Here is a 24,120-nt window from a genome sequence, read left to right on the forward strand (position 1 = left end):
CCCCCCCCCCCCCCCCCCCCCCCCCCCCCCCCCCCCCCCCCCCCCCCCCCCGGGCCCCCCCCCCCCTTCGGCGTCGTGCGGGCCCAGCGCCCGAGTGGGGGCGGTCCGGGCCTGCGGCGGGGTCTTCCGGCCGGGCGGGGGAGACAGGGCCGTGAGGGCGCCGTGAGAGACCGTGAGGGGCCCGTGAGAGCGCCGGCGGCTGTTCGGCAGCCCTGGAGGTGGCCGGCCTTCCGTGCAGGTCGGCCCGTTTCGACGACCGCGAAGGGTACGCCCGACCGACCGGATCGGCGCGCCGGGAGCGCCGGAACGGCGCTGGACTCCATTTGTTTTGACCACAGCGAATGAGGTAGGTACGCTCAGACCTTGTGCCTGGGGTGTGCCCTGGCTCTCGTGCGTGCCTTCAACCGCACAGCGAGCCGTCACCGGCCACCGAAATCTGCGCCCTTTTCGCTTGGCGGCGAAGGTCTGCGGGATTCGACACACCCGACCGCGTGGGTCGGAGAAGTTCCAGGTTAGCTTTACTCGGCACACAGAAACCGGAGAAGTAGTGCCTACGATCCAGCAGCTGGTCCGTAAGGGCCGGCAGGACAAGGTCGAGAAGAACAAGACGCCGGCACTCGAGGGTTCCCCTCAGCGTCGTGGCGTCTGCACGCGTGTGTTCACGACCACCCCGAAGAAGCCGAACTCGGCCCTGCGTAAGGTCGCGCGTGTGCGTCTGACCAGCGGGATCGAGGTCACCGCTTACATTCCGGGTGAGGGACACAACCTGCAGGAGCACTCCATCGTGCTCGTGCGCGGCGGCCGTGTGAAGGACCTGCCGGGTGTTCGTTACAAGATCATCCGCGGCTCGCTCGACACCCAGGGTGTCAAGAACCGCAAGCAGGCTCGCAGCCGTTACGGCGCCAAGAAGGAGAAGTAAGAATGCCTCGTAAGGGCCCCGCCCCGAAGCGCCCGGTCATCATCGACCCGGTCTACGGTTCTCCTCTGGTGACCTCCCTCATCAACAAGGTGCTGCTCAACGGCAAGCGCTCCACCGCCGAGCGCATCGTCTACGGCGCCATGGAGGGTCTGCGTGAGAAGACGGGCAACGACCCGATCATCACGCTGAAGCGCGCGCTGGAGAACATCAAGCCGACCCTCGAGGTCAAGTCCCGCCGTGTCGGTGGTGCGACGTACCAGGTTCCGATCGAGGTCAAGCCCGGTCGTGCCAACACGCTCGCGCTGCGCTGGCTGGTCGGTTACTCCCGCGCCCGTCGCGAGAAGACCATGACCGAGCGTCTGCTCAACGAGCTTCTCGACGCCTCCAACGGCCTGGGTGCCGCTGTGAAGAAGCGCGAGGACACGCACAAGATGGCCGAGTCCAACAAGGCCTTCGCGCACTACCGCTGGTAGTCGCTACCCACATCGAGACCGAGAGAAGACTGAAGCCTTATGGCTACCACTTCACTTGACCTGGCCAAGGTCCGCAACATCGGGATCATGGCCCACATCGACGCGGGCAAGACGACCACCACCGAGCGGATCCTGTTCTACACCGGTGTGTCTTACAAGATCGGTGAGGTCCACGACGGCGCTGCCACCATGGACTGGATGGAGCAGGAGCAGGAGCGTGGCATCACGATCACCTCTGCTGCCACCACCTGCCACTGGCCGCTCGAAGACGTCGACCACACCATCAACATCATCGACACGCCGGGTCACGTCGACTTCACCGTCGAGGTGGAGCGTTCCCTGCGGGTGCTCGACGGTGCCGTGACGGTGTTCGACGGCGTCGCCGGCGTCGAGCCCCAGTCCGAGACCGTGTGGCGTCAGGCGGACCGCTACGGCGTCCCGCGCATCTGCTTCGTCAACAAGCTCGACCGGACCGGTGCCGAGTTCCACCGCTGCGTCGACATGATCTCTGACCGCCTCGGCGCTCAGCCGATCGTGATGCAGCTCCCGATCGGTGCCGAGGCCGACTTCAAGGGCGTCGTCGACCTCGTGACGATGAAGGCCCTGGTCTGGTCCGCCGAGGCCACCAAGGGCGAGATGTACGACGTCGTCGACATCCCGGACACGCACACCGAGGCTGCCGAGGAGTACCGCGGCAAGCTGCTCGAGGCCGTGGCCGAGAACGACGAAGAGATCATGGAGCTGTACCTGGAGGGCACCGAGCCCTCCGTGGAGCAGCTGTACGCCGCGATCCGTCGCATCACCATCGCGTCCGGCAAGTCCAAGGACACCACGGTCACCCCGGTGTTCTGCGGCACCGCGTTCAAGAACAAGGGCGTCCAGCCCCTGCTCGACGCGGTCGTGCGCTACCTCCCCTCCCCCCTGGACGTCGAGGCCATCGAGGGCCACGACGTGAAGGACCCGGAGACGGTCGTCAAGCGCAAGCCGTCCGACGAGGAGCCCCTGTCGGCTCTGGCCTTCAAGATCATGAGCGACCCGCACCTGGGCAAGCTCACCTTCGTCCGGGTCTACTCGGGCCGCCTGGAGTCCGGCACCTCGGTGCTGAACTCCGTCAAGGGCAAGAAGGAGCGCATCGGCAAGATCTACCGCATGCACGCGAACAAGCGTGAGGAGATCGACTCGGTGGGCGCCGGCGACATCATCGCCGTCATGGGTCTGAAGCAGACCACGACCGGTGAGACGCTGTGCGACGACAAGCAGCCGGTGATCCTGGAGTCCATGGACTTCCCGGCGCCGGTCATCCAGGTCGCCATCGAGCCCAAGTCGAAGGGCGACCAGGAGAAGCTGGGCGTCGCGATCCAGCGCCTGGCCGAGGAGGACCCGTCCTTCCAGGTCCACTCGGACGAGGAGACCGGCCAGACCATCATCGGTGGTATGGGCGAGCTGCACCTCGAGGTGCTGGTCGACCGTATGCGCCGTGAGTTCAAGGTCGAGGCCAACGTCGGCAAGCCGCAGGTGGCCTACCGCGAGACGATCCGCAAGGCCGTCGAGCGCGTCGACTACACGCACAAGAAGCAGACTGGTGGTACCGGCCAGTTCGCCAAGGTGCAGATCGCGATCGAGCCGATCGAGGGCGGCGACGCCTCGTACGAGTTCGTGAACAAGGTCACCGGTGGCCGTATCCCGAAGGAGTACATCCCTTCGGTGGACGCCGGTGCGCAGGAGGCCATGCAGTTCGGCATCCTCGCGGGCTACGAGATGACCGGCGTGCGCGTCACGCTGATCGACGGTGGCTACCACGAGGTCGACTCCTCCGAGCTCGCCTTCAAGATCGCCGGCTCGCAGGCCTTCAAGGAGGCCGCGCGCAAGGCCAGCCCCGTGCTGCTCGAGCCGATGATGGCCGTCGAGGTCACCACGCCCGAGGACTACATGGGTGAGGTCATCGGCGACATCAACTCCCGCCGTGGCCAGATCCAGGCCATGGAGGAGCGGGCCGGTGCCCGCGTCGTGAAGGGTCTCGTGCCCCTCTCGGAGATGTTCGGCTACGTCGGCGACCTGCGCAGCAAGACGTCCGGCCGGGCCAGCTACTCCATGCAGTTCGACTCCTACGCCGAGGTTCCGCGGAACGTCGCCGAGGAGATCATCGCGAAGGCCAAGGGCGAGTAACGCACCGCGTTCACACGCTTTAGGCTTGACTCCGGAGCCTCGCGGGGCAAACAGCCGCAAACAAGGATGTTTGCCCCGGGTTCCGGGCTATCCAGCAAAGATCACCTGGCGCCGATGAAGTAAGGCGTACCAGAACCACTCCACAGGAGGACCCCAGTGGCGAAGGCGAAGTTCGAGCGGACTAAGCCGCACGTCAACATCGGCACCATCGGTCACATCGACCACGGTAAGACGACCCTCACGGCCGCCATTACCAAGGTGCTGCACGACGCGTTCCCGGACCTGAACGAGGCCTCGGCGTTCGACCAGATCGACAAGGCTCCTGAGGAGCGCCAGCGCGGTATCACCATCTCGATCGCGCACGTCGAGTACCAGACGGAGACCCGTCACTACGCCCACGTCGACTGCCCCGGTCACGCGGACTACATCAAGAACATGATCACCGGTGCGGCCCAGATGGACGGCGCCATCCTCGTGGTCGCCGCCACCGACGGCCCGATGCCGCAGACCAAGGAGCACGTGCTCCTGGCCCGCCAGGTCGGCGTTCCGTACATCGTCGTCGCCCTGAACAAGGCCGACATGGTGGACGACGAGGAGATCCTGGAGCTCGTCGAGCTCGAGGTCCGTGAGCTCCTCTCCGAGTACGAGTTCCCGGGCGACGACCTGCCGGTCGTCCGCGTCTCCGCGCTCAAGGCCCTCGAGGGCGACAAGGAGTGGGGCCAGTCCGTCCTCAACCTCATGCAGGCTGTGGACGAGAACATCCCCGAGCCCGAGCGTGACGTCGACAAGCCGTTCCTGATGCCGATCGAGGACGTCTTCACGATCACCGGTCGTGGCACCGTCGTCACCGGTCGTATCGAGCGTGGTGTCCTCAAGGTCAACGAGACCGTCGACATCATCGGCATCAAGACCGAGAAGACCACCACCACGGTCACCGGCATCGAGATGTTCCGCAAGCTGCTCGACGAGGGCCAGGCCGGTGAGAACGTCGGTCTGCTCCTCCGTGGCATCAAGCGCGAGGACGTCGAGCGCGGCCAGGTCATCATCAAGCCGGGCTCGGTCACCCCGCACACCGAGTTCGAGGCGCAGGCCTACATCCTCTCCAAGGACGAGGGTGGCCGCCACACGCCGTTCTTCAACAACTACCGTCCGCAGTTCTACTTCCGTACGACGGACGTGACCGGCGTCGTGACCCTCCCCGAGGGCACCGAGATGGTCATGCCGGGTGACAACACCGAGATGAAGGTGGAGCTCATCCAGCCCGTCGCCATGGAAGAGGGCCTGAAGTTCGCCATCCGTGAGGGTGGCCGGACCGTGGGCGCCGGCCAGGTCACCAAGATCAACAAGTGATCTTGAGCTGATCCGGCCCGGGTCTTCGACCTGGTAGCTGTCGGAGGGGCCCGTACGACTTCGGTCGTACGGGCCCCTTCGCGTTCCCGGCACGGGAGCCGGGCCGCGGGGTTGTACGGGGCCGCGCTGCGAAGCCGTACCGGTTGGATCCCGGCTTCCGTACGACCCCGGCGACGGCTTGTGAGCGGGCCGTCGCCGGCCCTAGGAATCCGCCTCCCGAACGCCCCGACGAGGAGTCGGGCGAACCGGCCGCGACAACCGACGAGCGGGGGGAGGCGTTCCTCCGCGACGCCGCCGAGGGTGGAGCCACCGGTGCGCCCAAGGAGCCGTCCGCCCGGGCGAGGCTGGTCACCCGACGGCTGCGGGACGAGGTCGAGGCGCAGGCGCGAGCGGGAGACCGCAGGGGCCGTGCGCCGCGCCCGGGCCGCCCCCGCAAGCCGGAGCGGACGGCACAGGCGCCGACCCCGCCGGCTGGCGCACCGGACCGGCCTGGCGCGAGCTCGACGGCAGGGCGTACCGCCGGCGCCGGGTGACGACGGCGCTCGGTGTGGTGCCGACCGCGGCCGTCGCCATGGTGGCCGTGCGCCCCTCGCTGCTGCTCGACCGGCTGCCCGGCCACGAGTCCTCGGCCGCCGGCGCCGCCTCCCCGTTCACGCTGCCCGCCGCGAGACCGCCCGGCCCACCACCGCCCCGGGCGTGGCCGGCCAGGACGGGACGCCGACGCTCACGCACCCCTTCCTCGGTTCCCCGCCCGGGCCTGGTCCGACGGCGCCGACGCCATCGAGCTGCCCGCCGCCAGGGCGGCCGGCGGTCTGGGCCAGGCGGACGTCGCGGCGGGCCTGCGCCGCACCAAGGAATTCCTGGTCGCCACCAACCTCGACCCGGCGGTGCTGGCCGGCGGACGGCCCGACAGGGCCCTGGCCCTGTTCGACCCCCGTCAGCCCGGGGTGCTGCCCGGGCTGCGCCGCTCGCTGAGTCGTCCGGACCGCAAGCACAATCCGCTGGACCTCGTCACCCGCTTCGCCCCGGGCGTGCGGCCGGCCGGGGACGTGATCTGTTGCGTCGCGTCGGGCGCAGCGGCCGAGCCGCAGGTGCCGGCCAGCGCGAAGTCCAGCCGTCCCTCGGCCAGCAGCCCGGCCAGCTCGCGCTCGGACCAGGAGGCGCGGGTGGTCACGGTGGCCCGGGCACCGCCTCGGCCAGCCGGTCCACCAGCGCGCCCAGCAGCGGGCCGTGCGTGCCGCCCAGTCGCAGCCGCTCCGTCGCCCGCCGGGCGTGGGCGAACCGGGCCGCCTCCTGCTGGAGTTCGCTCACCGCGGGCAGCACGATCCGGGTGCGCTCCAGCACCAGTTCGCCCAGCGCGGTGGCCCGCACACCGTGCCGCCCACGCTCGAACAGCGGCCCGCCCAGGGTCCGTTGGAGCCGCCGGAGCTGCGCGCTCAACGCGGGCTGCGCGAGCCCGAGCAGTGTGGCGGCCCGCGTCGGACTGCCTGCCTCCGCGATCGGCCTCCAGCTCAATGAGGGGAGCCTGGGACGCGGGGGAGGAGGGGGCAAGGGTTTGGTGCGGACCGATGGGGGTGCCAGTGGCCGGACTTGGGTTGAGGCGGCGGTGGCGCCCGAGGTGATGGCTCAGGTGAGGTGGGGCCGATTGTCGCCGGCGCGGGGCTGTGGGATCGTGACCCCGCCTCGATTGGTCTGTACCTGCTCCGGGGAGGATCATGCGCAGCACCACCGTCCCGCCCGGCACGCCCTGCCCCGCCCCGCGCGCCGGAGAGCCACCCCTGCACCGGCTGGAGATCGCCGGACCCGACGCGCCGCCGTTCGCGGCGGGTTCCTTCGACGAGATGGGCCCGCTGTCCCGGGCCGACCTGCCGCACCGCCACACGTTCTACGAGATCGTCCACGTCACCGCCGGTTCGGGCACCCATGTCGTCGACCTGGCCCGGTGGCCCGTGCGTCCCGCGCGACTGGCCGTGATCCTGCCGGGGCAGATCCACTGCTGGGAGGACCAGCGAGGGCTCGACGGCACGCTCGCGCTGTTCACCGAGGACTTCCTGGTGGACCACCCCGGGGACCACCGCCTGCTGCGGCGGCTCGCCGCAACCTGCTGGTTCGACCTGGACGCCGAGGACGACCTGCGCACCGGCCGCCTGATGGCCGACCTGGCGGCGGAGCACCGGCAGCGGACCCCCGGGTACGAGACGGTGCTGCGCGCCCTGCTGCATGTCCTCGTCGTCCGCACGGTACGGCTGGCCGGCACGGCGGAAGAGACCGGCCCTGACCGGGAAGCCGGCCCGGCGGAGGCCGCGGGCCGGCCGCCGGTGCTGGCCGAGGCGTTCGCCCGGCTCACGGCGCGGCCCGAGACGGCCGCATGGTCGGTGCGGGAGTGCGCCGAACGGCTCGGGGTGACACCGGGCCACCTCACCCAGGCCGTGCGCGCGGCCACCGGCCGCAGCCCCGGCCGACTGCTGATCGAGGCCCGCGTGTACCGGGCCCAGCGCCTGCTGGCCCACACCGACCTGCCGGTGGGACAGGTCGCCGCCCGCGTCGGGATCACCGACCCCGCCTACTTCTGCCGCTTTTTCCGGCGGGAGACCGGCATCAGCCCCGGCGACTGGCGAAAGCACCACAGTGGCCACCACCAGTCCATCGAAGCCCCAGGGGCCCGCGCCTAGGTTCATTGCCGATCCGACGCCCCCCCACAAGGAGCAGGCATGGACAACGCAGGCATGGACAACGCAGGCATGGACCACGCAGGTATGGACGACGTGGGTACGACAGGCATGGACAACGCGGGGAGGAACGGCCGCGTCGCCCGCAAGACCGTCCTACGCGCCGCGCTCGCGGCCACCGCCGCGATCCCCGTCGCGTTCGCCGGTGGCCCGGCCCTGGCCCGCACCCTCACCCCCACCGGCACGGCCGTGCCGCTCACCCCGGCCTGCGACGACGGCGACCACCCCACGCCCGAGCAGATCGAGGGCCCGTACTTCAAGCCCGACTCGCCCCAGCGCACCAGCCTGCTGGAACCGGGACTGCCCGGCACCCGGCTGACCCTGACCGGCTACGTCTTCGGCCGCTCCTGCCTCCCGGTCACCGGCGCCCTGCTGGACTTCTGGCAGGCCGACACCGACGGCGCGTACGACAACACCGGCTTCCGGCTGCGCGGACACCAGTACACCGACTCGCGCGGCTCCTTCGCGCTGACGACGATCGTCCCCGGCCTCTACCCCGGCCGCACCCGGCACCTCCACGTCAAGGCGCAGGCCCCGGGGCGGCCCGTCCTGACCACCCAGCTGTACTTCCCCAACGAACCGCGCAACAACACCGACCCGATCTTCGACGCACGGCTGCTGATGACCGTGCGCGACGGCAACGGCGGCCGCGAGGCGGCCTTCGACCTCGTCCTCGACGTCCCCCAGGACCCCGGCCCCGGACCCACCCCGACCGGCACCCCGCCCTCCGGCGGCACCTGGGCCGTGGGCACCGCCTACCGGGCCGGCGACCGGGTCACCCACGCGGGCCGCGGCTACGTCTGCCTCCAGGCCCACACGGCCCAGCCCGGCTGGGAGCCGCCGGCGGTCCCGGCGCTGTGGCGGGCCGCCTGACGCCCGCCCGTCTCCCCCCCACCTCGCCCGACGTCAACGCGACGGCCGGGAAACTCCCCGTGACGAAGATCGGCGTCCACCGGTTGAGGTACTGGCGGTGGACGTCGATACGGCGAGGGGCGAACGATGGACGGTCCGGCAGGAAACCACGGCGGTCACGGTCACGGCGGGTACGGCCGTGGCGCGGGGAGACTGGCGTCCACCCCGGTGGAGAAGCGGGCGGCGGCCAAGGCGCTGCACGACCACATCGAGCCGGACACACGCAGGGCCGGAGCGTGGGCGGACGACGAGACCGGCGCGGCGGTGAAGGCATTCGGCGCACGCGACGGACACGGCTGGCGCACCGCCCCGGCGCTGCGCAGGGCCCACGCGGCCTGGGGCGACCAGGTGAAGAACCTGATGGACCGGCTGGGCGCCGAGAAGGACGCGCTGAACCGTACGAACGTGGTCCTGACCAGCGCGGATCTGGCGGTCGGCGCCGACCTGCGGCGCACCTCCGCGCTCGACCTGTACTGACGGGGACGGCCGGGACATGCCGACGTACCACGAGATCATGAGCACCGACCTCGGCGCGCTGACCGGCGCCGCCGAGCGCTGGGACGGCATGGCGGCGGAGTTCGCCAAGCAGGAGACGGCGTACCGCCGGGACGTCCACGGCATCTCGACCGGCCCCGCCTGGAGCGGGATGAGCGCGGAGGCGGCCCACGGCCGGTTCGGCGTCACGCTCACGGAACTGCGCCGCGCCCAGACGGAGGCCAAGGCGATCGCCTCCCTGCTGCGCGACGCGCACGCCCGGTTCACGGAGCTGAAGGGCAGACTGACGGCGGCGCTCGGGGAGGCGCGCGCGGCCGGGATGCGGGTGTCGGACGGCGGCCTGGTCAGCGCCGACCCCGCGCACGCCAAGGAGCCGGACGAGGCGACCGTACGGTCCTGGCAGGACCGCATCGACGCGGCCGTTCGGGCCGTGACCGACGCTGACGCGGGGGTCGAGACCGCCCTGGCGGCCGTGGTCGTCGACGCGGACCCGCTGGTCGGCGGCCGGGGCTTCAACGGCCAGGCGCTGGGGGACGTCGAGAAGTACGAGGCGCTTGCCGCGGAGGACGCGCTGGGCCGGCTCGGGCGGGGCGGCCACCTGTCGCGGCACGACCTCGCCGAACTCGAGCGGACGTTCCGCGACAACTCCGGCGACGAGGCGTTCTCGCGGACCCTGCTGGACGACCTGGGCGCGGCGGGCACGATCACGCTGACGAACGAGCTGAACGACCTGGTCCACGTGCGGGGCGGGGCGTCGGCGGGGGCGTACGCGACGATCGAGTCGGGTCTCGCGGACACACTGGCGACGGCGACCCGGGACACGCGCTCGCCCTGGTACCGGCACTGGCGAGCCGCTGTGCGGCGCGCCGGAACCAGGCACTACGCCACGGACGCGCAGGGGGAGCGGCTGGACAAGGCAATGGGCTACCAGTCGCTGGTGACGCTGATGTCCAAGGGGCACGGGTACGCGCCGCGCATGCTGGAGGACCTCACGGACGACATGATCGCTGCGGAGCGGCGGGAGCCGGGGATCTGGCGGTTGAAGGGCTCGTACAGCGGCGGGCACGGGGGCTGGTTCGCCAACGACCCGGTGGACGGCGCGCTGGCCGTCATGAGCCGGGACCCCGCCACAGCCGCGGAGTACCTCGGCTCGGACGCCCGTATGCGCTACCTGGTGGAGGAGCGGGACTGGAACGTGGTCCTGCACGAACACGCGGGCGCGAAGACCGGCACCTACGCGGCCGGGCCTGACGGGGACGACCGCGCGGGCTTCGGGGCGGCGCTGCAGGCTGCGGCGACGGGAATCGACCCGGCGGACAGGCACGCCCACTACGTGGCCCACACGGCCCCCAACGAGGCGGTCTTCAAGTCAGCCCTGAAGCACCTGGCGAACCGGGGCGACGACTTCCCCCCGTCCCTGCGGCAGCCGATGGCGAACGTACTGGTCAACCATGGTGCGACGGTGCACGCCTCGATGAGCGAGATCGACATCCGCCACTCCCCCCTGAAGCAGGACGAACTCTTCGAGGTAGCCAAACAGGTGTCCAAGGACCAGCACGCCTACGGCACGCTGAACGGGGGGTTGAACCAGGCGTTGGTTGCCAACATCCATGCAGATCGATCCGAGACTGCAGACTCCCTTCGCCGGGCTGGCCGCACCGTCGGGTTCCTGGAAGAGGCTCGCATCCAGGCCCAAAGTGATCCCAAGACCGCGGAATTCGAAGCGAAGCCCATCTTCGACAAGGCGATCAGTTACATCCCGGTGGCTGGTGAGGACGTACAGGCAGGCTTTGACTTACGTGACAGGCAAATGGCTTGAGGATGAGCAGAAGCGGCTGGACGCAAAGCAGACGCAGGACAATTTCCAGGCATATTCCGACAGGAACCAACAGTTGGTGGCTCTGTCGCGGGAGTGGTCCCGGTCGCACCAGACTGGCGATGACCCTCACTTCGATCCCCAGACCGAGATCAACAGATCAGCAGGAGACGGCATCGACCATGCCTCTGGCGTCTCCGGGGCGGTGGCAAAGTGAGAGCTCGCTCGTCCGCCATCTTGCTGGGCCTCGCACTGGCTCTGGTGTCGTGTGCCCGTTCGGCGAACAGTGAGATCCCGAAGGAAATCTGCGGCACACCTATTGAGCCCGCGCTCACGCGTCTGCTCGTCGTGCCGACGGGAGGCTGGCGAGAGTACAACCGTGTGGATCGGGCGGAGGCCATCACGGCTCCGTGCCTGATCTCCACGGGAAACGACGTGATCCTCAGGCTCCGCTTTTCGTGGCGCTCCGTGGCGACTGATCTCATGTACCTGGCAGAGGACAGCGGTGCAGTCTCAGGTATCACAGAGCCACACAGTGTCACCTCCAGATACAAGACCCTCATCGGCACAGACGGAGCCATCTCTCAAGCCCCCTGCAAGACCAAGGGTGGCAACTACTTCACGCTCACCCTCCAGCTCCCCGGGATCAAGGTCGGCGACGGCACGCACCGGGGTGGCATCGAGAAGTTCATGCGGGCCTACTTCCCGGCGACGCTCAGGACTCTGGGGTGTCGGTGAGGCGCTCCGTTTGACCTACGTCACTCTCGGGGTAATCTCTTCCGCCCGATTGGCCAGGCCCCCGACCCATATGGCAGACTGTCGGAGTTGCTCGGTCGAGTGTTGATGCTGCGCGCCTCCCGCCGGGAGGACTGGAAGCGAGTCCCACAGTACTCGTCGCCCTAACTGCCTGATGGCAGCGCTGGGGCGGACGTACGGGAATCTTCCGGGAAGTGTGAGCGCGGCACCGGCCAGGCGCCCGGTGGGTCTTCGCCCCCGGTCTGCGGTTCCGGAAGGGCCGTGTGCATTCCCGCAGGGATGTTCGAACAAGGGGCATCTGTGTCAGCGGGAGCGCGACACGCCCGACCGCGTGGGTCGGAGACGAGAGAGCGGAACCACCGAGTTCCAGAGCGTAAGAAGAGACAGGACTACTGAGTAGCCATGGCGGGACAGAAGATCCGCATCCGGCTCAAGGCCTACGACCACGAGGTCATCGACTCCTCGGCGAAGAAGATCGTCGAGACGGTGACCCGCACTGGTGCGTCGGTCGCGGGCCCGGTGCCGCTGCCCACTGAGAAGAACGTGTACTGCGTCATCAAGTCGCCGCACAAGTACAAGGACTCGCGCGAGCACTTCGAGATGCGCACGCACAAGCGCCTGATCGACATTCTCGACCCCACCCCCAAGACCGTTGACTCTCTGATGCGACTCGACCTCCCGGCCGGTGTCGACATCGAGATCAAGCTCTGAGGGTCGGTGAGCTGAGAATGGCTAAGCAGATCAAGGGCATCCTGGGCGAGAAGCTCGGCATGACGCAGGTGTGGGACGAGAACAACCGTGTTGTTCCGGTCACCGTCGTCAAGGCCGGCCCCAACGTCGTCACCCAGGTCCGCACGAACGATGTCGACGGCTACGAGTCCGTCCAGATCGCTTTCGGCGAGATCGACCCGCGCAAGGTGAACAAGCCCCTCAAGGGCCACTTCGCCAAGGCCGACGTCACTCCCCGCCGCCACCTCGTCGAGATCCGTACCGCCGACGCCGGCGAGTACACCCTCGGCCAGGAGATCACCGCCGAGGTGTTCGAGGCCGGCATCAAGGTCGACGTGACCGGCAAGAGCAAGGGCAAGGGCTTCGCCGGTGTCATGAAGCGTCACAACTTCAAGGGCCTCGGCGCCGGACACGGCACCCAGCGCAAGCACCGCTCGCCCGGTTCCATCGGTGGCTGCGCCACCCCGGGCCGCGTGTTCAAGGGCCTCCGCATGGCGGGTCGCATGGGCAACGAGCGGGTCACCACCCAGAACCTGACCGTCCACGCCGTTGACGCGGAGAAGGGTCTGCTGCTCATCAAGGGCGCGGTTCCCGGTCCGAACGGCGGCCTCGTCCTGGTCCGCACCGCGGCCAAGGGGGCCTGAGGTAACCGATGAGCACTGTTGACATCCTTTCGCCGGCGGGCGACAAGGCCGGTTCCGTCGAGCTCCCCGCGGAGATCTTCGACGTGGAAAAGATCAGCATTCCGCTGATCCACCAGGTCGTCGTTGCGCAGCTGGCCGCTGCCCGCCAGGGCACGCACAAGACCAAGACCCGTGGCGAAGTCCGTGGTGGTGGCAAGAAGCCTTACCGCCAGAAGGGCACCGGCCGCGCCCGTCAGGGCTCGACCCGCGCGCCGCAGTTCGCCGGTGGTGGCGTCGTGCACGGTCCCGTGCCGCGTGACTACTCGCAGCGCACCCCGAAGAAGATGAAGGCCGCGGCCCTGCGCCACGCCCTCACCGACCGGGCGCGTCACAACCGCATCCACGTCGTCTCCGGCGTGGTCGAGGGCGCGAACCCCAGCACCAAGGCCGCGAAGAGCCTGTTCGGCAAGATCTCGGAGCGCAAGAACCTGCTCCTGGTCGTCGACCGCTCCGACGAGGCCGCGTGGCTGTCCGCCCGCAACCTGCCCCAGGTCCACATCCTGGAGCCGGGCCAGCTGAACACGTACGACGTTCTCGTCTCGGACGACGTGGTCTTCACCCAGGCCGCTTTCGAGTCCTTCGTGTCTGGCCCCCAGGCCGCTGACACCGAAGGGAGCGAAGCCTGATGGCTACGCGTCACCCGAGCATTGCCTCGAAGGCCGCCAAGGCCGCCAAGGCCGCGCGCGTCGCCAAGGCGCGTCGCCACGCCGCCGAGGGCAAGAACACCGTCGAGACCCCGCTGAGCAAGTCCTTCACGGACCCCCGTGACGTGCTGCTCAAGCCGGTCGTCTCGGAGAAGAGCTACGCGCTCCTCGACGAGAACAAGTACACGTTCGTCGTCGCCCCGGGCGCCAACAAGACCCAGATCAAGCAGGCCGTCCAGGCGGTCTTCGAGGTCAAGGTCACCGGGGTCAACACGATCAACCGCCAGGGCAAGCGCAAGCGCACGAAGACCGGCTTCGGTCAGCGTGCCGCCACCAAGCGCGCGATCGTGACCCTCGCCGAGGGCGACCGTATCGACATCTTCGGCGGTCCGACCGCCTAAGGGCGGTCCGGATCGTCCGATATCGGACGAGGACTGAGAAATGGGAATCCGCAAGTACAAGCCGACTACGCCGGGCCGTCGTGGCGCCAGCGTCGCCGACTTCGTCGAGGTCACGCGGTCCACGCCGGAGAAGTCGCTGGTCCGCCCCCTGCACAGCAAGGGCGGCCGTAACAACGCCGGTCGTGTGACCGTTCGCCACCAGGGTGGCGGACACAAGCGCGCCTACCGCGTGATCGACTTCCGTCGTCACGACAAGGACGGCGTGCCGGCGAAGGTCGCGCACATCGAGTACGACCCCAACCGCACCGCGCGCATCGCGCTGCTGCACTACGCCGACGGCGAGAAGCGCTACATCCTCGCCCCGCGCAACCTGCAGCAGGGTGACCGCGTCGAGAACGGTCCCGGGGCCGACATCAAGCCGGGCAACAACCTGGCCCTCCGCAACATCCCGGTCGGTACCACGATCCACGCGATCGAGCTCCGTCCCGGTGGCGGTGCCAAGTTCGCCCGCTCCGCCGGTGCCTCCGTGCAGCTGCTCGCGAAGGAGGGCGCCTACGCCCACCTGCGCATGCCGTCCGGTGAGATCCGCCTGGTCGACGTCCGCTGCCGCGCCACCATCGGTGAGGTCGGCAACGCCGAGCAGAGCAACATCAACTGGGGCAAGGCCGGCCGTAAGCGGTGGCTGGGCGTTCGCCCGACCGTCCGTGGTGTCGTCATGAACCCGGTCGACCACCCGCACGGTGGTGGTGAGGGCCGGACCTCCGGTGGTCGCCACCCTGTGTCCCCGTGGGGCAAGAAGGAAGGCCGTACTCGTTCGCCCAAGAAGGCGTCGAACAAGTACATCGTCCGCCGCCGCAAGACGAACAAGAAGCGCTAAGGACGGGTTGAGATGCCTCGTAGCCTGAAGAAGGGGCCCTTCGTCGACGACCACCTGATCAAGAAGGTGGACGCCCAGAACGAAGCCGGCACCAAGAACGTCATCAAGACCTGGTCCCGTCGCTCCATGATCGTCCCGGCCATGCTCGGCCACACGCTCGCGGTGCACAACGGCAAGACCCACATCCCGGTGTTCGTCACCGAGTCGATGGTCGGTCACAAGCTCGGCGAGTTCTCGCCGACCCGCACCTTCCGGGGCCACGTCAAGGACGACCGGAAGTCGAAGCGCCGCTAGTAGCGGATCGCATTCAGACACGTAAGTAACTGAGAGGGACAACCATGGAAGCCAGGGCCCAGGCGCGGTACATCCGCGTTACGCCCATGAAGGCCCGCCGCGTGGTGGACCTTATCCGTGGCATGGATGCCACGGAGGCTCAGGCTGTTCTGCGATTCGCTCCGCAGGCAGCCTCCGTGCCGGTCGGCAAGGTGCTCGACAGCGCCATCGCCAACGCCGCGCACAACTACGACCACACCGACGCCGACAGCCTCTTCATTTCCGAGGCCTACGTCGACGAGGGCCCGACCCTGAAGCGGTTCCGGCCGCGTGCCCAGGGCCGTGCCTACCGGATCCGCAAGCGGACCAGCCACATCACCGTGGTCGTCAGCAGCAAGGAAGGAACCCGGTAATGGGCCAGAAGGTTAACCCGCATGGGTTCCGGCTCGGTGTCACGACCGACTTCAAGTCGCGTTGGTACGCCGACAAGCTGTACAAGGACTACGTCAAGGAAGACGTCGCCATCCGTCGGATGATGACGTCCGGCATGGAGCGCGCCGGCATCTCGAAGGTTGAGATCGAGCGCACCCGTGACCGCGTGCGGGTGGACATCCACACCGCTCGTCCGGGCATCGTCATCGGCCGCCGTGGCGCCGAGGCCGACCGCATCCGCGGCGACCTCGAGAAGCTCACGGGCAAGCAGGTCCAGCTGAACATCCTCGAGGTCAAGAACCCCGAGACGGACGCTCAGCTGGTTGCTCAGGCCGTTGCCGAGCAGCTCTCCTCCCGCGTCTCCTTCCGCCGTGCCATGCGCAAGAGCATGCAGTCGGCGATGAAGGCCGGCGCCAAGGGCATCAAGATCCAGTGCGGCGGCCGCCTCGGTGGCGCCGAGATGTCCCGCTCGGAGTTCTACCGCGAGGGCCGCGTGCCCCTGCACACGCTCCGTGCGAACGTGGACTACGGCTTCTTCGAGGCCAAGACGACCTTCGGCCGCATCGGCGTGAAGGTCTGGATCTACAAGGGCGACGTGAAGAACATCGCCGAGGTCCGCGCCGAGAACGCTGCGGCCCGTGCGGGTAACCGCCCGGCCCGTGGCGGTGCTGACCGCCCGGCCCGTGGTGGCCGTGGTGGCGAGCGGCGCGGTCGCAAGCCGCAGCAGGCTGCCGGCGCCGAGGCCCCCAAGGCCGAGGCTCCCGCGTCCGCTCCGGCTGAGAGCACCGGAACGGAGGCCTGACCGAAATGCTGATCCCCCGTAGGGTCAAGCACCGCAAGCAGCACCACCCGAAGCGCAGCGGTATGTCCAAGGGTGGAACGCAGGTTGCGTTCGGCGAATACGGCATCCAGGCGCTGACCCCGGCCTACGTGACGAACCGCCAGATCGAGGCGGCCCGTATCGCGATGACCCGCCACATCAAGCGTGGCGGCAAGGTCTGGATCAACATCTACCCGGACCGTCCGCTCACCAAGAAGCCCGCCGAGACCCGCATGGGTTCCGGTAAGGGTTCTCCGGAGTGGTGGATCGCCAACGTCAAGCCCGGACGTGTCATGTTCGAGCTGTCGTACCCCAACGAGAAGATCGCCCGTGAGGCGCTGACCCGTGCGGCCCACAAGCTGCCGATGAAGTGCCGGATCGTCAAGCGCGAGGCAGGTGAAGCGTGATGTCGGCCGGTACCAAGGCGTCCGAGCTGCGCGAGCTGGGCAACGAGGAGCTTCTGGGTAAGCTCCGCGAGGCCAAGGAAGAGCTGTTCAACCTCCGCTTCCAGGCGGCGACGGGTCAGCTCGAGAACCACGGTCGGCTGAAGGCCGTCCGTAAGGACATCGCGCGGATCTACACCCTGATGCGCGAGCGCGAGCTGGGCATCGAAACGGTGGAGAACGCATGAGCGAGAACAACGTGACTGAGCAGAACACCGAGGCACGCGGCTTCCGCAAGACCCGTGAGGGCCTCGTCGTCAGCGACAAGATGGACAAGACCGTCGTCGTCGCCGTCGAGGACCGCGTCAAGCACGCGCTTTACGGCAAGGTCATCCGCCGTACGAACAAGCTCAAGGCGCACGACGAGCAGAACGCCGCGGGTGTCGGCGACCGTGTCCTCCTCATGGAGACCCGGCCGCTGTCCGCGACGAAGCGCTGGCGCGTCGTCGAGATCCTCGAGAAGGCCAAGTAGGTAATTCCCGCAAGGGAATTCCAACAAGTACGCCTGCGGGCAAACCCGCAGGACAGTTCCGCCAGGCTCGGCAGGGGCACTCGTCCGAGGCCCCTGCCGGGAACCGGCAGACAAACAGGAGATAGACGTGATCCAGCAGGAGTCGCGACTGCGCGTCGCCGACAACACTGGTGCGAAGGAAATCCTTTGCATCCGTGTGCTCGGTGGCTCCGGTCGCCGCTACGCGGGCATCGGTGACGTCATCGTCGCCACCGTCAAGGACGCGATCCCCGGTGGCAACGTGAAGAAGGGTGACGTCGTCAAGGCGGTCATCGTTCGCACCGTCAAGGAGCGCCGTCGGCCGGACGGCTCGTACATCCGCTTCGACGAGAACGCCGCCGTCATTCTGAAGAACGACGGCGACCCTCGCGGCACCCGTATCTTCGGCCCGGTCGGCCGTGAGCTGCGCGAGAAGAAGTTCATGAAGATCATCTCGCTCGCGCCGGAGGTGCTGTAAGCATGAAGATCAAGAAGGGCGACCTGGTCCAGGTCATCACCGGTAAGGACAAGGGCAAGCAGGGCAAGGTCATCGCGGCCTTCCCCCGCGAGGACCGCGTCCTGGTCGAGGGTGTCAACCGGGTCAAGAAGCACACCAAGGCCGGTCCGACCGCTCGCGGTTCGCAGGCCGGCGGCATCGTCACGACCGAGGCGCCGATCCACGTCTCCAACGTCCAGCTGGTCGTTGAGAAGGACGGCCAGAAGGTCGTCACGCGTGTCGGTTACCGCTTCGACGATGAGGGCAACAAGATCCGCGTTGCCAAGCGGACGGGTGAGGACATCTGATGGCTACCACCACCACTCCGCGCCTGAAGCAGAAGTACCGCGAGGAGATCGCGGGCAAGCTGCGTGACGAGTTCAAGTACGAGAACGTCATGCAGATCCCCGGTCTCGTCAAGATCGTGGTCAACATGGGTGTGGGCGACGCCGCCCGCGACTCCAAGCTGATCGAGGGCGCGATCCGCGACCTCACCACGATCACCGGCCAGAAGCCGCAGGTCACCAAGGCCCGCAAGTCCATCGCGCAGTTCAAGCTGCGTGAGGGCCAGCCGATCGGTGCCCACGTCACGCTTCGTGGCGACCGCATGTGGGAGTTCCTGGACCGCACCCTGTCGCTCGCGCTCCCGCGCATCCGCGACTTCCGTGGTCTGTCCCCCAAGCAGTTCGACGGCCGTGGCAACTACACCTTCGGTCTCACGGAGCAGGTCATGTTCCACGAGATCGACCAGGACAAGATCGACCGTACCCGGGGCATGGACATCACCGTGGTGACCACGGCGACCAACGACGCTGAGGGCCGCGCGCTCCTTCGTCACCTCGGCTTCCCGTTCAAGGAGGCGTGAGCGAGATGGCGAAGAAGGCTCTGATTGCCAAGGCTGCTCGCAAGCCCAAGTTCGGTGTGCGTGGCTACACGCGCTGCCAGCGCTGCGGCCGTCCGCACTCCGTGTACCGCAAGTTCGGCCTGTGCCGCGTGTGCCTTCGTGAGATGGCTCACCGTGGCGAGCTGCCGGGCGTGACCAAGAGCTCCTGGTAATCCCGCTTTTAGGGATTCCTGAAGCTCTCGGTAAGCAACTGGGTCGGCAGGGCCCTTCTCCACATGCCGTAGGCTTGTGGGGTTGGGCGCCTGCCGCGCCCGTACGACTTACTACGCCGTAGGTCCACCGCGCCGCACCCGTCCCGTCTCGGATCGGGGAGAGGGATGGCGCACCAGGAAACCCCGGCGAGAGAGGCCGAAGGCCAATTCATGACCATGACTGATCCGATCGCAGACATGCTTACGCGTCTGCGGAACGCGAACTCGGCATACCACGACTCCGTGACGATGCCGGCATCGAAGATCAAGTCGCACATCGCGGAGATCCTCCAGCAGGAGGGCTTCATCACGGGCTGGAAGGTCGAGGACGCCGAGGTCGGTAAGAACCTCGTTCTCGAGCTGAAGTTCGGCCCGAACCGTGAGCGCTCCATCGCGGGCATCAAGCGGATCTCCAAGCCCGGTCTCCGGGTGTACGCGAAGTCCACCAACCTGCCGAAGGTGCTGGGCGGCCTCGGCGTGGCGATCATCTCCACGTCGCACGGGCTCCTCACCGACAAGCAGGCCGGCAAGAAGGGCGTGGGTGGGGAAGTCCTCGCCTACGTCTGGTAACGGAAGGGAACGGAGGAAACAGCTATGTCGCGTATTGGCAAGCTCCCCATCACGGTTCCCGCCGGCGTGGACGTCACCATCGACGGCCGTACGGTCTCGGTCAAGGGCCCCAAGGGCACGCTGACCCACACCGTCGTCGCGCCGATCGACATCGTCAAGGGTGAGGACGGCGTGCTCAACGTCACCCGTCCGAACGACGAGCGTCAGAACAAGGCCCTCCACGGCCTGTCCCGCACGCTGGTGGCGAACATGATCACCGGCGTGACCCAGGGTTACGTGAAGAAGCTCGAGATCAGCGGTGTCGGTTACCGCGTGACGGCCAAGGGTTCGAACCTCGAGTTCGCGCTCGGCTACAGCCACCCGATCACCGTCGAGGCGCCCGAGGGAATCACCTTCAAGGTGGAGACCCCGACCCGCTTCCAGGTCGAGGGCATCGACAAGCAGAAGGTCGGCGAGGTTGCGGCCAACATCCGCAAGCTGCGCAAGCCCGACCCGTACAAGGCCAAGGGCGTCAAGTACGAGGGCGAAGTCATCCGCCGCAAGGTCGGAAAGGCGGGTAAGTAAGCCATGGCATACGGGCAGAAGATCCTCAAGGGCGACGCCTACAAGCGCGCCGCGATCAAGCGCCGTCACATCCGGATCCGCAAGCGGATCTCCGGTACGGCGGAGCGTCCCCGTCTGGTTGTGACCCGCTCCAACCGCCACATCGTGGCGCAGGTGATCGACGACCTGAAGGGCCACACCCTGGCTTCCGCGTCCACCCTGGACGCGTCGGTCCGTGGTGGCGAGGGCGACAAGTCCGCGCAGGCCAAGCAGGTCGGCGCCCTGGTCGCCGAGCGCGCCAAGGCCGCCGGTGTCGAGGCTGTCGTGTTCGACCGTGGTGGCAACCAGTACGCCGGGCGCATCGCCGCCCTGGCGGACGCCGCCCGCGAAGCCGGGCTCAAGTTCTGAGCCTGCCGTAGCTAGCGGAAACAGAGAGAGGTAATTCCAATGGCTGGACCCCAGCGCCGCGGTGGCGGTGCCGGTGGCGGCGAGCGGCGGGACCGGAAGGGCCGTGACGGCGGCGCTGCTGCCGCCGAGAAGACCGCGTACGTTGAGCGTGTCGTCGCGATCAACCGTGTCGCCAAGGTTGTGAAGGGTGGTCGTCGCTTCAGCTTCACCGCGCTGGTCGTGGTGGGCGATGGTGACGGCACCGTGGGTGTCGGTTACGGCAAGGCCAAGGAGGTGCCGGCCGCCATCGCCAAGGGCGTTGAGGAGGCCAAGAAGCACTTCTTCAAGGTCCCGCGTATCCAGGGCACCATCCCGCACCCGATCCAGGGTGAGAAGGCTGCCGGCGTCGTGCTGCTCAAGCCCGCGTCCCCGGGTACCGGCGTTATCGCCGGTGGTCCGGTGCGCGCCGTGCTCGAGTGCGCCGGTATCCACGACATCCTGTCGAAGTCGCTCGGCTCCGACAACGCGATCAACATCGTGCACGCGACCGTGGCGGCCCTGAAGGGCCTGCAGCGTCCGGAGGAGGTCGCGGCTCGCCGTGGTCTGCCTCTCGAGGACGTCGCTCCCGCGGCTCTTCTCCGTGCGCGTGCCGGGGCGGGTGCGTGATGGCTCAGCTCAAGATCACGCAGGTCAAGTCCTACATCGGCAGCAAGCAGAACCACCGTGACACCCTGCGTTCCCTTGGTCTCAAGGGCATCAACACGCAGGTCGTCAAGGAGGACCGTCCCGAGTTCCGCGGCATGGTGCACACCGTCCGCCACCTCGTGACGGTCGAGGAGGTCGACTGATCATGGCGGAGAACAACCCGCTCAAGATCCACAACCTCCGTCCCGCCCCGGGCGCCAAGACCGCGAAGACCCGTGTCGGTCGTGGTGAGGCGTCGAAGGGTAAGACGGCCGGTCGTGGTACCAAGGGCACGAAGGCCCGTTACCAGGTTCCGGAGCGCTTCGAGGGTGGGCAGATGCCCCTCCACATGCGTCTCCCGAAGCTCAAGGGCTTCAAGAACCCGTTCAAGACCGAGTTCCAGGTCGTGAACCTCGACAAGCTGGCCGCGCTCTACCCCGAGGGTGGCGAGGTCACGGTCGAGGGTCTGGTGGCCAAGGGTGCCGTTCGCAAGAACAGCCTCGTCAAGGTCCTCGGCCAGGGCGAGATCTCCGTGGCGCTGCAGGTGACGGTGGACGCCGTCTCCGGTTCCGCCAAGGAGAAGATCACCGCCGCCGGCGGTACGGTCACCGAGCTCGTCTGAGTCTTTCGGACGCCTCGATGACGTGAACGATCCCGACCGGGGATACCCCACAAAAGGGGTATCCCCGGTTGGTCGTTCCTAGGGCAGCGGTCCCGCAGGTAAGGTGGCCTGCACTGCCCACTTTCACAGGATGCTCCCATGGGGCACTCTGAGCGGCAGTTGGCCGTTAGTCATTCGTCGAACCTCAAGACCGTCACCCTTGACGCAGTTGCGCGGGGGTCGCAGGAGGCACCGTGCTCACCGCGTTCGCCCGGGCGTTCAGGACGCCCGACCTGCGTAAGAAGCTGCTCTTCACGCTGGCCATCATCGTGGTGTACCGGATGGGTACCCACATTCCGATCCCCGGCGTCGACTACAAGGCAGTCCAGCAGTGCATGGACGAGGCGTCCGCCAACCAGGGTCTCTTCGGACTGGTCAACATGTTCAGCGGTGGCGCGCTTCTGCAGATCACGATTTTCGCGCTCGGCATCATGCCGTACATCACGGCCAGCATCATCCTTCAGCTGCTGACCGTGGTCATCCCGCGCCTCGAAGCCCTCAAGAAGGAGGGCCAGGCGGGTACCGCGAAGATCACGCAGTACACCCGTTACCTGACGGTGGCGCTCGCCATCCTCCAGGGGACCGGTCTGGTGGCCACCGCGCGCAGCGGCGCGCTGTTCAGCGGCTGCCCGGTCGCCAACTCCATCGTCCCGGACCAGGCGATCTTCACCACGATCACCATGGTCATCTGCATGACCGCCGGTACGGCGGTCGTCATGTGGCTCGGTGAGCTGATCACCGACCGCGGCATCGGCAACGGCATGTCGATCCTGATGTTCATCTCGATCGCCGCCACCTTCCCGTCCGCCCTGTGGGCCATCAAGAAGCAGGGCACGCTGGCCGGCGGCTGGATCGAGTTCGGCACCGTGATCCTGGTCGGCCTGGTCATGGTCGCGCTCGTGGTCTTCGTCGAGCAGGCCCAGCGCCGCATCCCGGTGCAGTACGCGAAGCGCATGATCGGCCGGCGTTCCTACGGCGGTACGTCCACGTACATCCCGCTCAAGGTGAACCAGGCGGGTGTGATTCCCGTCATTTTCGCCTCGTCGCTGCTGTACATTCCGGCGCTCGTCGCGCAGTTCGCCGGGGGCAAGTCGGGCTGGAAGACCTGGGTCGAGCAGAATCTGACCAAGGGTGATCACCCGATTTACATCACGATGTACTTCTTGCTCATCGTGTTCTTCGCGTTCTTCTACGTGGCGATCTCCTTCAACCCCGAGGAAGTCGCCGACAACATGAAGAAGTATGGTGGCTTCATCCCGGGCATCCGGGCTGGCCGACCGACCGCTGAGTACCTCAGCTACGTGCTCAACCGGATCACCTGGCCGGGTTCGCTGTATCTGGGTCTGATCGCTCTCGTACCGACAATGGCGTTGGTCGGCTTCGGCGCAAGCCAGAACTTCCCGTTCGGCGGGACCAGCATCCTCATCATCGTGGGTGTCGGCCTGGAGACGGTGAAGCAGATCGAGAGCCAGCTCCAGCAGCGCAATTACGAAGGGTTCCTCCGCTGATGCGTATCGTCCTCGTCGGGCCGCCGGGTGCTGGTAAGGGAACGCAAGCCGTACGGCTCGCAGAGAAGCTGGCCGTCCCGCACATCTCCACGGGCGACCTGTTCCGGGCCAACATCAGCCAGCAGACCGAGCTGGGCAAGCTCGCGAAGTCCTACATGGACGCCGGCAACCTCGTCCCCGACGAGGTGACCATCGCGATGGCGAAGGACCGCATGGAGCAGCCGGACGCGGAGGGCGGCTTCCTGCTGGACGGCTTCCCGCGCAACGTCTCGCAGGCCGAGGCGCTGGACCAGCTGCTGCAGACCGAGGGCATCACGCTGGACGCCGTCCTGGACCTGGAGGTCCCGGAGGCCGAGGTCGTCAAGCGGATCGCGGGCCGGCGCATCTGCCGCAACGACTCCTCCCACGTGTTCCACGTGACGTACAGCCGGCCGAAGCGGGAAGGCGTCTGCGACGTCTGCGGCGGTGAGCTGTACCAGCGCGACGACGACTCCGAGGAGACCGTCCGCAAGCGGCTGGAGGTCTACCACACGCAGACCGAGCCGATCATCGACTACTACAAGTCGCAGGGCCTGGTCCGCACGATCTCCGCGCTCGGCCCGGTCGACGAGGTCACCGAGCGGGCGCTGGACGCCCTGAAGCGCGAGAAGGCCGAGAACAAGTAGAGCGCGGTCCTTCCGGCCGCGGTGCCCTTCCCCGGACCTCCGTTCGGGGGGACTGCCAGGGCGCCGCGGCCGTAGTGTTGTGTACGTAACCCAGCCGACGTGT

32 protein-coding genes and 1 pseudogene are annotated in these 24,120 nt (G+C 67.8%); 32 read left to right on the forward strand and 1 reads right to left on the reverse strand.

The genetic code is table 11. The features are described 5' to 3' along the window. Positions 1 to 547: 547 nt before the first annotated feature. The 4 genes from rpsL (at position 548) to tuf (ending at position 4,908) form a co-directional block, all read left to right on the forward strand. Complete coding sequence (rpsL, locus tag V7E45_RS09650; RefSeq protein ID WP_003948652.1) at positions 548 to 919, forward strand: 30S ribosomal protein S12; 372 nt, start codon at positions 548 to 550, stop codon at positions 917 to 919. Positions 920 to 921: 2 nt separating this feature from the next. Then, entirely contained in the window at positions 922 to 1,392 is a 471-nt protein-coding gene (gene rpsG / locus V7E45_RS09655; protein ID WP_003992340.1) for a 30S ribosomal protein S7, read from the forward strand. Between the two features lie 39 nt (positions 1,393 to 1,431). Continuing rightward, positions 1,432 to 3,558, forward strand: coding sequence for an elongation factor G (gene fusA / locus V7E45_RS09660; protein ID WP_133919843.1), 2,127 nt, complete (start codon positions 1,432 to 1,434; stop codon positions 3,556 to 3,558). A 156-nt stretch (positions 3,559 to 3,714) separates the two neighbouring features. Beyond that, complete coding sequence (gene tuf / locus V7E45_RS09665) at positions 3,715 to 4,908, forward strand: elongation factor Tu (protein ID WP_020941664.1); 1,194 nt, start codon at positions 3,715 to 3,717, stop codon at positions 4,906 to 4,908. 1,063 nt (positions 4,909 to 5,971) lie between these two features. On the opposite strand, the pseudogene V7E45_RS09670 reads toward tuf, so the two are convergent. Continuing rightward, a pseudogene (locus V7E45_RS09670) lies at positions 5,972 to 6,423 on the reverse strand (LysR family transcriptional regulator); the annotation flags it as partial. 200 nt (positions 6,424 to 6,623) lie between these two features. Here V7E45_RS09670 and V7E45_RS09675 point away from each other — a divergent pair. The 28 genes from V7E45_RS09675 to V7E45_RS09810 all read left to right on the forward strand — a co-directional run bounded on the left by V7E45_RS09675 (position 6,624) and on the right by V7E45_RS09810 (position 24,017). Continuing rightward, complete coding sequence (locus V7E45_RS09675) at positions 6,624 to 7,580, forward strand: AraC family transcriptional regulator (protein WP_333773698.1); 957 nt, start codon at positions 6,624 to 6,626, stop codon at positions 7,578 to 7,580. Positions 7,581 to 7,688: 108 nt separating this feature from the next. Beyond that, positions 7,689 to 8,510 (forward strand): dioxygenase family protein, encoded by an 822-nt coding sequence (locus V7E45_RS09680; protein ID WP_333773726.1) that lies wholly within the window; start codon positions 7,689 to 7,691, stop codon positions 8,508 to 8,510. A gap of 126 nt (positions 8,511 to 8,636) precedes the next feature. Beyond that, positions 8,637 to 9,026, forward strand: a complete 390-nt coding sequence (locus tag V7E45_RS09685; protein WP_333773699.1) for a hypothetical protein — start codon at positions 8,637 to 8,639, stop codon at positions 9,024 to 9,026. Positions 9,027 to 9,042: 16 nt separating this feature from the next. Beyond that, on the forward strand, positions 9,043 to 10,863 hold the full coding sequence (locus V7E45_RS09690; protein WP_333773700.1) for a hypothetical protein: 1,821 nt from the start codon (positions 9,043 to 9,045) through the stop codon (positions 10,861 to 10,863). 234 nt (positions 10,864 to 11,097) lie between these two features. Beyond that, a complete protein-coding gene (locus V7E45_RS09695) occupies positions 11,098 to 11,598 on the forward strand; it encodes a hypothetical protein (protein ID WP_333773701.1) in 501 nt (166 codons plus the stop codon). 420 nt (positions 11,599 to 12,018) lie between these two features. Next, positions 12,019 to 12,327 carry a 30S ribosomal protein S10 gene (rpsJ, locus tag V7E45_RS09700; RefSeq protein WP_003948644.1) on the forward strand — a complete coding sequence of 103 codons (309 nt, stop codon included), beginning with the start codon at positions 12,019 to 12,021 and terminating at the stop codon, positions 12,325 to 12,327. A 17-nt stretch (positions 12,328 to 12,344) separates the two neighbouring features. Beyond that, positions 12,345 to 12,989, forward strand: coding sequence for a 50S ribosomal protein L3 (gene rplC, locus V7E45_RS09705; RefSeq protein WP_266560738.1), 645 nt, complete (start codon positions 12,345 to 12,347; stop codon positions 12,987 to 12,989). Between the two features lie 8 nt (positions 12,990 to 12,997). Continuing rightward, positions 12,998 to 13,654: a 50S ribosomal protein L4 gene (gene rplD, locus V7E45_RS09710; protein ID WP_319151596.1), complete on the forward strand. Its 657-nt coding sequence runs from the start codon at positions 12,998 to 13,000 to the stop codon at positions 13,652 to 13,654. Next, complete coding sequence (rplW, locus tag V7E45_RS09715; RefSeq protein ID WP_020941673.1) at positions 13,654 to 14,073, forward strand: 50S ribosomal protein L23; 420 nt, start codon at positions 13,654 to 13,656, stop codon at positions 14,071 to 14,073. Before rplD ends, rplW begins: the two co-directional genes overlap by 1 nt. 40 nt (positions 14,074 to 14,113) lie before the next feature. Further along, entirely contained in the window at positions 14,114 to 14,950 is an 837-nt protein-coding gene (gene rplB, locus V7E45_RS09720) for a 50S ribosomal protein L2 (protein ID WP_020941674.1), read from the forward strand. 12 nt (positions 14,951 to 14,962) lie between these two features. Next, entirely contained in the window at positions 14,963 to 15,244 is a 282-nt protein-coding gene (gene rpsS / locus V7E45_RS09725; RefSeq protein WP_003992359.1) for a 30S ribosomal protein S19, read from the forward strand. 44 nt (positions 15,245 to 15,288) lie between these two features. After that, positions 15,289 to 15,636 (forward strand): 50S ribosomal protein L22, encoded by a 348-nt coding sequence (gene rplV / locus V7E45_RS09730; protein WP_003974262.1) that lies wholly within the window; start codon positions 15,289 to 15,291, stop codon positions 15,634 to 15,636. Next, positions 15,636 to 16,457 carry a 30S ribosomal protein S3 gene (gene rpsC / locus V7E45_RS09735; protein ID WP_003998826.1) on the forward strand — a complete coding sequence of 274 codons (822 nt, stop codon included), beginning with the start codon at positions 15,636 to 15,638 and terminating at the stop codon, positions 16,455 to 16,457. Before rplV ends, rpsC begins: the two co-directional genes overlap by 1 nt. Before the next feature lie 5 nt (positions 16,458 to 16,462). Next, positions 16,463 to 16,882, forward strand: coding sequence for a 50S ribosomal protein L16 (gene rplP / locus V7E45_RS09740; RefSeq protein WP_030745246.1), 420 nt, complete (start codon positions 16,463 to 16,465; stop codon positions 16,880 to 16,882). Next, positions 16,882 to 17,106, forward strand: coding sequence for a 50S ribosomal protein L29 (gene rpmC, locus V7E45_RS09745; RefSeq protein WP_018564811.1), 225 nt, complete (start codon positions 16,882 to 16,884; stop codon positions 17,104 to 17,106). The genes rplP and rpmC overlap by 1 nt, the downstream gene beginning before the upstream one ends. After that, positions 17,103 to 17,390: a 30S ribosomal protein S17 gene (gene rpsQ, locus V7E45_RS09750; RefSeq protein WP_020941675.1), complete on the forward strand. Its 288-nt coding sequence runs from the start codon at positions 17,103 to 17,105 to the stop codon at positions 17,388 to 17,390. Before rpmC ends, rpsQ begins: the two co-directional genes overlap by 4 nt. Positions 17,391 to 17,517: 127 nt before the next feature. Next, the gene (gene rplN, locus V7E45_RS09755; protein ID WP_003998823.1) at positions 17,518 to 17,886 is read left to right on the forward strand and encodes a 50S ribosomal protein L14; all 369 of its coding nucleotides are present in this window, start codon (positions 17,518 to 17,520) and stop codon (positions 17,884 to 17,886) included. Between the two features lie 2 nt (positions 17,887 to 17,888). Then, on the forward strand, positions 17,889 to 18,212 hold the full coding sequence (rplX, locus tag V7E45_RS09760) for a 50S ribosomal protein L24 (RefSeq protein ID WP_133919849.1): 324 nt from the start codon (positions 17,889 to 17,891) through the stop codon (positions 18,210 to 18,212). After that, entirely contained in the window at positions 18,212 to 18,769 is a 558-nt protein-coding gene (gene rplE, locus V7E45_RS09765) for a 50S ribosomal protein L5 (protein ID WP_067119440.1), read from the forward strand. The genes rplX and rplE overlap by 1 nt, the downstream gene beginning before the upstream one ends. Positions 18,770 to 18,774: 5 nt before the next feature. Next, complete coding sequence (locus tag V7E45_RS09770; protein ID WP_003948630.1) at positions 18,775 to 18,960, forward strand: type Z 30S ribosomal protein S14; 186 nt, start codon at positions 18,775 to 18,777, stop codon at positions 18,958 to 18,960. 210 nt (positions 18,961 to 19,170) lie between these two features. Further along, positions 19,171 to 19,569, forward strand: coding sequence for a 30S ribosomal protein S8 (gene rpsH / locus V7E45_RS09775; protein WP_007384075.1), 399 nt, complete (start codon positions 19,171 to 19,173; stop codon positions 19,567 to 19,569). 24 nt (positions 19,570 to 19,593) lie between these two features. Further along, entirely contained in the window at positions 19,594 to 20,133 is a 540-nt protein-coding gene (rplF, locus tag V7E45_RS09780) for a 50S ribosomal protein L6 (RefSeq protein WP_020941678.1), read from the forward strand. A gap of 3 nt (positions 20,134 to 20,136) precedes the next feature. Further along, entirely contained in the window at positions 20,137 to 20,520 is a 384-nt protein-coding gene (rplR, locus tag V7E45_RS09785; RefSeq protein WP_100827758.1) for a 50S ribosomal protein L18, read from the forward strand. 39 nt (positions 20,521 to 20,559) lie between these two features. Continuing rightward, positions 20,560 to 21,165: a 30S ribosomal protein S5 gene (rpsE, locus tag V7E45_RS09790; RefSeq protein WP_007494753.1), complete on the forward strand. Its 606-nt coding sequence runs from the start codon at positions 20,560 to 20,562 to the stop codon at positions 21,163 to 21,165. Next, positions 21,165 to 21,347 carry a 50S ribosomal protein L30 gene (gene rpmD, locus V7E45_RS09795; protein WP_003974250.1) on the forward strand — a complete coding sequence of 61 codons (183 nt, stop codon included), beginning with the start codon at positions 21,165 to 21,167 and terminating at the stop codon, positions 21,345 to 21,347. The genes rpsE and rpmD overlap by 1 nt, the downstream gene beginning before the upstream one ends. A gap of 2 nt (positions 21,348 to 21,349) precedes the next feature. Continuing rightward, positions 21,350 to 21,805: a 50S ribosomal protein L15 gene (gene rplO, locus V7E45_RS09800; RefSeq protein ID WP_003974249.1), complete on the forward strand. Its 456-nt coding sequence runs from the start codon at positions 21,350 to 21,352 to the stop codon at positions 21,803 to 21,805. A 233-nt stretch (positions 21,806 to 22,038) separates the two neighbouring features. Continuing rightward, positions 22,039 to 23,352 carry a preprotein translocase subunit SecY gene (gene secY, locus V7E45_RS09805; protein WP_333773703.1) on the forward strand — a complete coding sequence of 438 codons (1,314 nt, stop codon included), beginning with the start codon at positions 22,039 to 22,041 and terminating at the stop codon, positions 23,350 to 23,352. Then, positions 23,352 to 24,017: an adenylate kinase gene (locus tag V7E45_RS09810; protein WP_333773704.1), complete on the forward strand. Its 666-nt coding sequence runs from the start codon at positions 23,352 to 23,354 to the stop codon at positions 24,015 to 24,017. Before secY ends, V7E45_RS09810 begins: the two co-directional genes overlap by 1 nt. Positions 24,018 to 24,120: the final 103 nt, after the last annotated feature.

Origin of the sequence: Streptomyces sp. IBSBF 3136 (assembly GCF_036815105.1) — a bacterium.
In the GTDB taxonomy this organism is placed as follows: domain Bacteria; phylum Actinomycetota; class Actinomycetes; order Streptomycetales; family Streptomycetaceae; genus Streptomyces.

Excerpts from the sequence above, each read along its gene's own strand:
- rpsG (WP_003992340.1), top strand. The coding sequence starts at position 922 with ATGCCTCGTAAGGGCCCCGCCCCGAAGCGCCCGGTCATCATCGACCCG.
- fusA (WP_133919843.1), top strand. The coding sequence starts at position 1,432 with ATGGCTACCACTTCACTTGACCTGGCCAAGGTCCGCAACATCGGGATC.
- V7E45_RS09675 (WP_333773698.1), top strand. The coding sequence starts at position 6,624 with ATGCGCAGCACCACCGTCCCGCCCGGCACGCCCTGCCCCGCCCCGCGC.
- V7E45_RS09680 (WP_333773726.1), top strand. The coding sequence starts at position 7,689 with ATGGACAACGCGGGGAGGAACGGCCGCGTCGCCCGCAAGACCGTCCTA.
- V7E45_RS09685 (WP_333773699.1), top strand. The coding sequence starts at position 8,637 with ATGGACGGTCCGGCAGGAAACCACGGCGGTCACGGTCACGGCGGGTAC.
- V7E45_RS09690 (WP_333773700.1), top strand. The coding sequence starts at position 9,043 with ATGCCGACGTACCACGAGATCATGAGCACCGACCTCGGCGCGCTGACC.
- rpsJ (WP_003948644.1), top strand. The coding sequence starts at position 12,019 with ATGGCGGGACAGAAGATCCGCATCCGGCTCAAGGCCTACGACCACGAG.
- rplC (WP_266560738.1), top strand. The coding sequence starts at position 12,345 with ATGGCTAAGCAGATCAAGGGCATCCTGGGCGAGAAGCTCGGCATGACG.
- rplD (WP_319151596.1), top strand. The coding sequence starts at position 12,998 with ATGAGCACTGTTGACATCCTTTCGCCGGCGGGCGACAAGGCCGGTTCC.
- rplW (WP_020941673.1), top strand. The coding sequence starts at position 13,654 with ATGGCTACGCGTCACCCGAGCATTGCCTCGAAGGCCGCCAAGGCCGCC.
- rplB (WP_020941674.1), top strand. The coding sequence starts at position 14,114 with ATGGGAATCCGCAAGTACAAGCCGACTACGCCGGGCCGTCGTGGCGCC.
- rpsS (WP_003992359.1), top strand. The coding sequence starts at position 14,963 with ATGCCTCGTAGCCTGAAGAAGGGGCCCTTCGTCGACGACCACCTGATC.
- rplV (WP_003974262.1), top strand. The coding sequence starts at position 15,289 with ATGGAAGCCAGGGCCCAGGCGCGGTACATCCGCGTTACGCCCATGAAG.
- rpsC (WP_003998826.1), top strand. The coding sequence starts at position 15,636 with ATGGGCCAGAAGGTTAACCCGCATGGGTTCCGGCTCGGTGTCACGACC.
- rplP (WP_030745246.1), top strand. The coding sequence starts at position 16,463 with ATGCTGATCCCCCGTAGGGTCAAGCACCGCAAGCAGCACCACCCGAAG.
- rpmC (WP_018564811.1), top strand. The coding sequence starts at position 16,882 with ATGTCGGCCGGTACCAAGGCGTCCGAGCTGCGCGAGCTGGGCAACGAG.
- rpsQ (WP_020941675.1), top strand. The coding sequence starts at position 17,103 with ATGAGCGAGAACAACGTGACTGAGCAGAACACCGAGGCACGCGGCTTC.
- rplX (WP_133919849.1), top strand. The coding sequence starts at position 17,889 with ATGAAGATCAAGAAGGGCGACCTGGTCCAGGTCATCACCGGTAAGGAC.
- rplE (WP_067119440.1), top strand. The coding sequence starts at position 18,212 with ATGGCTACCACCACCACTCCGCGCCTGAAGCAGAAGTACCGCGAGGAG.
- V7E45_RS09770 (WP_003948630.1), top strand. The coding sequence starts at position 18,775 with ATGGCGAAGAAGGCTCTGATTGCCAAGGCTGCTCGCAAGCCCAAGTTC.
- rpsH (WP_007384075.1), top strand. The coding sequence starts at position 19,171 with ATGACCATGACTGATCCGATCGCAGACATGCTTACGCGTCTGCGGAAC.
- rplF (WP_020941678.1), top strand. The coding sequence starts at position 19,594 with ATGTCGCGTATTGGCAAGCTCCCCATCACGGTTCCCGCCGGCGTGGAC.
- rplR (WP_100827758.1), top strand. The coding sequence starts at position 20,137 with ATGGCATACGGGCAGAAGATCCTCAAGGGCGACGCCTACAAGCGCGCC.
- rpsE (WP_007494753.1), top strand. The coding sequence starts at position 20,560 with ATGGCTGGACCCCAGCGCCGCGGTGGCGGTGCCGGTGGCGGCGAGCGG.
- rpmD (WP_003974250.1), top strand. The coding sequence starts at position 21,165 with ATGGCTCAGCTCAAGATCACGCAGGTCAAGTCCTACATCGGCAGCAAG.
- rplO (WP_003974249.1), top strand. The coding sequence starts at position 21,350 with ATGGCGGAGAACAACCCGCTCAAGATCCACAACCTCCGTCCCGCCCCG.
- V7E45_RS09810 (WP_333773704.1), top strand. The coding sequence starts at position 23,352 with ATGCGTATCGTCCTCGTCGGGCCGCCGGGTGCTGGTAAGGGAACGCAA.